Below are 3343 nucleotides of genomic sequence, written 5' to 3'. Positions count from 1 at the left end.
CGTCGACGGCGGAGAACTGCCCGGTGACTCCGATCGCGGCGCGTACGGCCTGGGGGGCGGCGGTGAGGTCGTGGCCCGCGATCTGGGCCTGTCCGCCGTCGGCGGTGATGAGGGTGGAGAGGATCTTGACGGCGGTGGTCTTGCCGGCCCCGTTCGGCCCGAGCAGCGCGAACACGGAACCGGCCGGGATGTGCAGGTCGATGCCGTCGAGGACGGTCTTGTCGCCGTACGACTTGCGCAGGCCGAGGGCGGACACGGCGGTCGGCGACGTGTGACCGTTCCGCTGTATGGGTGTGGGCATGACAGATGAAGGCATGGGGCTCTCCGATCGAAGGCGGAAGCGGATGGGGGAGAGGGAGGGGGAGGGGGGGGGGGGGGGATGTGGGTGTGTGGGTGTCCGGCCCGGTGGGAAGGGGCGCTCAGGCCTCGGCTCGAGGGGAAGGAGGCGCTCAGGTCTTGGCGCGGCGGACGTCGATGTTGCCGTGCCGTGTGCGGGCCCGCACCTGGACGGTGTCCTCGGTCTTCTGCGGGGTCTCGGACGCGGTGAGCGTGTTGCGTACCTGGCCGGAGACCGAGTGGACGTCGAGCCAGGCGGCCGTGCCCTCGCGGACGCCGACCTCGATGGCACCGTAGGAGGTCTCCAGCTGGACACTGCCGCGGACCACGTCGCTCACGCGCAGGGTCCCGTGGGCGGTGACGGCGGTCACCGAGTCCTCGGCGCGCGCGATGTCGATGTCGCCGTTGGCACCCCTCACCCGCAGTTCGCCGGTCGCGGCGCCGACGGTCGTGGTGCCGTGCGAGTTCTTCAGGACGGCGGGGCCGTCCACCAGACCGACACGCAGGCTCCCGGAACTGGTGGTGATCTCGGCCGGGCCCTCGACCCGGTCGACGGTGATCGATCCGTGCGACGCGGTCAGGTTCAGCGGGCCGGTCGTGTCGAGACGGACGTCACCGGACGAGGTCTTCACCCGGCACTCGCCGAGCCGACCCTCGCCGAGTACCTGGGTCCAGGCGCCGGTCAGGTCGACGCGTGAACCCGCGGGCAGCTCGACCGTCACGTCGACGGTGCCGGTGCGGCCGAACAGACTCGCCTTGGGTGTCCTGACGGTCAGTACGCCGCTCGCGTACGTGACCTCGGTCTGGTCGGCCGTCCGCACGTCCAGGTCCTTCTTCTGGTCGCGGGGCCGCACTTCGACGACGGTGTCGAGACGGTCGCCCGCGGTGAACTGGATGGACCCGGCCTCCACACGCGCCGTGGCCGAGATCGCTTGGGGAGTGTCGAAAGAAGGCATGGCTGTCCCGTCCTCTTGGGTCTTCGGAGCGTCCCCGCTGGGGGCGTCGTGTGGGTGAGGTGGTGGTACGGGTGAGGTGGTGGTGCGGGTGACGTGGCGCGGCCGGGTGAGGTGGGCGCGCGGCTAGCGAACCCAGCCGGTGAAGCTCTGCCCGACGGTCCGGGTCTTCTCCGTCGTACGCGGCCGGGCGGGACCGTCGACCGCGGCCGATACGGTGCGCACCAGCCACGCGTTGACCGACAGGCCCTCGCGGGTCGCCGCGTCCTCGGCGCGTGCCTTGAGGTGGGCCGGCAGGCGCAGGTTGACGCGGGCGGTGCCGCCCTCGTCGCCGTCGGCCGGGGCCGGGGTGTTGAGAGGTTCGACGGGCGTGGCCCGCTCCGCGGGGGCGCTGCCATCGGTGGGCGGCGGTGTCACCACGAAATCGGGATCGAGCCCGCGCAGCCGTACGTCGACAGAGCCGGGAGCGAGCTCGCGGGTGATCTCGTCCATCGCGGCGGAGAGCACGTTGAGCATGGTCAGCCGGGTCGCCGACTCCAGCGGAGCGGTGAGCCTCTCGGCCAGCTCCCGGGCATCTTCCCCGCCGGCTTCGGCGGCCACCGCCAGTTCGCGGCGCAGTGTATCGACATACGGGGTGAGGTCCATGGCGTCATCATGGCATCACTGTGGCGCCACAGGCAAGGCCTGAGGTGCTATTTCTGCATCAGTCGTCGGGGGCGGGCTCTTGACCTGCGGGAATGTGTTGACGAATCGTGGCTTGCTGGTGGTGGGGAGTGGTGGTCATTGGTACTCAATCGAGCTCAGTGGCATCCCGGTGGCGCCCGGTGGCGCCCGGTGGTGCCTGGAGGCGCCCGATGGCACTCGATGGTGCCCGGTGGCGCCCGGTGGCGCCCGGTGGTGCCTGGAGGCACTCGATGGTGCCCGGTGGTGCCCGGTGGCACCTGGTGGCACCTGGTGGCACCTGGTGGCGCTCAATGGCGCCGGGGTGGTGCCGGCTTGTGCCTGAGGTGTCGATCGGTGCCACGCGGTGTCAGCCGTGCTGCGGAGGGCGGGGCGGGATTCCGGCCCGGGCCGGGTCAGGGTTGGTGGCCCGTCATGCGGGCCGCGGACGCGATCGTCGCGCGGGCCTCGCGTTCGGCCAGGCCGGTGTCGAGGGCCGCCTCGACCAACGGGGCCACGAGGGCGGGGCCGATGCCGTCCTCGTAGGCGCGGCAGGCGGCCCAGAACAGGCGGGCGTTGCGCCGGCCCTCGTGGGCGCCGAGGACGAACTGGACGAGTCCCCGGCCGTGCGCCTCCGTCGTGATGTGGGTCTGCTGGTGGGCGCGGGGCGGCGGGAGCAGGAGCCGCAGGAGCGCGGGCGGGCAGGCGGCGGGGGGCAGGTGGGCCGTGCCGGGTGCGGCGACGTACGCCCCGTGCCGGGTGCGGGAGCCGGGGCCTACCAGGTAGCCGCCGGCACCGCGGATGTCGATGCCGGGGGCGAGGCGGCCCGCCGAGTTGGGAACGACGGCGTCGGGCGGGCCGCTCAGCCAGAGGTGGCGGCCGCCGCTGGGGGTGAGAACCACGACCGTGGGCGGGATCGTGAACAGGTGGCGCAGGGCGAGTTCGCGCAAGGCGGTCGAGGAGTCCGTCTCGGCCTTCGTGTCCAGGTCGATGCCGATGAGTTGGTGCGGGGGCAGGCCGCAGGCGATGCCGTAGCCGGTCGCCCAGGGCGCGGCGGCGAACAGTTCGCGGATGCGGGCCGGGTCGGTGGAGGCGTCGTAGACCCCGTGGCCGAAGCGGCCGCACTCGCCGTGACAGGGGGCGGGCGCCGGGGCGTGGCGGTGGGGGGAGCGCAGGGCCGGGAGCTTCGTCCGGGACAGCGGGATGACGGCCAGTCCGCGTTCGGCGGCTGACAGGGCGTGTGCGAGGGCCAGCGTCGTGGCCTGCCGGTCGGTGGTGGCCATGAGTCCATGCTCGTACGCACGTTCGAAAAAGGGAAGGGCGCTGCGTGCGACGCGCCGGGGAGGAGGGGTGGGCGGAAAAAGTGCCGGAACGCTTCACCTCTTGTGGCTCTT

The 3343-nt window shown here is 72.5% G+C and carries 4 protein-coding genes; all 4 read right to left on the bottom strand.

Translation table 11 applies throughout. The features are described 5' to 3' along the window. Positions 1 to 301, bottom strand: a 301-nt coding sequence (locus ABEA26_RS35465) for an ATP-binding cassette domain-containing protein (RefSeq protein WP_425587957.1), incomplete at its 3' end; no start/stop codon positions are given. A 148-nt stretch (positions 302 to 449) separates the two neighbouring features. Further along, a complete protein-coding gene (locus ABEA26_RS35460; protein ID WP_345598123.1) occupies positions 450 to 1292 on the bottom strand; it encodes a DUF4097 family beta strand repeat-containing protein in 843 nt (280 codons plus the stop codon). Positions 1293 to 1415: 123 nt separating this feature from the next. Further along, positions 1416 to 1934, bottom strand: coding sequence for a hypothetical protein (locus tag ABEA26_RS35455; RefSeq protein WP_345598122.1), 519 nt, complete (start codon positions 1932 to 1934; stop codon positions 1416 to 1418). A 431-nt stretch (positions 1935 to 2365) separates the two neighbouring features. After that, positions 2366 to 3232: a bifunctional DNA primase/polymerase gene (locus ABEA26_RS35450; RefSeq protein ID WP_345598121.1), complete on the bottom strand. Its 867-nt coding sequence runs from the start codon at positions 3230 to 3232 to the stop codon at positions 2366 to 2368. Positions 3233 to 3343 lie beyond the last annotated feature (111 nt).

Source organism: Streptomyces marokkonensis, from assembly GCF_039539045.1.
GTDB lineage: Bacteria > Actinomycetota > Actinomycetes > Streptomycetales > Streptomycetaceae > Streptomyces > Streptomyces marokkonensis.
The sequence above is the reverse complement of the archived record's forward strand: the minus strand, read 5'-3'. Positions and strand labels throughout refer to the sequence as shown.

Bases quoted from the DNA above. Each gene is read 5' to 3' on its own strand.
- ABEA26_RS35455 (WP_345598122.1), bottom strand. From the start codon at position 1,934: ATGGACCTCACCCCGTATGTCGATACACTGCGCCGCGAACTGGCGGTG.
- ABEA26_RS35460 (WP_345598123.1), bottom strand. From the start codon at position 1,292: ATGCCTTCTTTCGACACTCCCCAAGCGATCTCGGCCACGGCGCGTGTG.
- ABEA26_RS35450 (WP_345598121.1), bottom strand. From the start codon at position 3,232: ATGGCCACCACCGACCGGCAGGCCACGACGCTGGCCCTCGCACACGCC.